This window comes from Gluconobacter sp. P1D12_c, assembly GCF_018812105.1.
Taxonomy (GTDB): domain Bacteria; phylum Pseudomonadota; class Alphaproteobacteria; order Acetobacterales; family Acetobacteraceae; genus Gluconobacter; species Gluconobacter oxydans_A.
This window is the reverse complement of record NZ_JACSIQ010000358.1, coordinates 1-488: the sequence shown is the minus strand read 5'-3', so window position 1 is coordinate 488 and position 488 is coordinate 1. Positions and strand designations below refer to the sequence as shown.

At 59.2% G+C, this 488-nt stretch carries 1 pseudogene; it reads left to right on the top strand.

Going from position 1 to position 488, the window contains the following annotated elements:
* Nucleotides 1-488: pseudogene (locus KP705_RS17165) on the top strand (Tn3 family transposase); the annotation flags it as partial.

Sequence of the window (488 nt, the reverse complement as noted above, 5' to 3'; positions counted from 1 at the left end):
ACCGTTTGAGCGAAGAAGCTGCCCGGATTACGCCCCAGCATCTGGCCGAGCTTCGGTCATCCCGTCGTTACGCCATTCTGGTGGCAGCCGGGGTCCGACTTGAGGAGGTTCTAACCGACGCGGCCCTCACAATGATGGACAAACTCCTCGGAAGCATGATGCGCCGTGCCGAGCACCGGATCCGTGACAAAGCGATTGTCACCATGCGATCGTTGCAGGCCCAGCTTCGTCTGCTGACAACCTCTTGCCGTCATCTGATTGAGGCCCGTGATCAGGGCGTTGATTCACTGTCTGCCATTACGGGAATTGACTGGCCCCGCCTCCAGGACGCCATCGGCAGGGCTGAAACCCTGACAGCTCCAGAGACCATTGATCGCACGGCCGAACTGATCAACCGGCATCGCTCTCTTCGTCCTGCCATTGGTCCATTCCTGAACGCGTTCCAGTTTCAGGGTGGTCGCACGGTACAGGGATTACTGAAGGCGGTG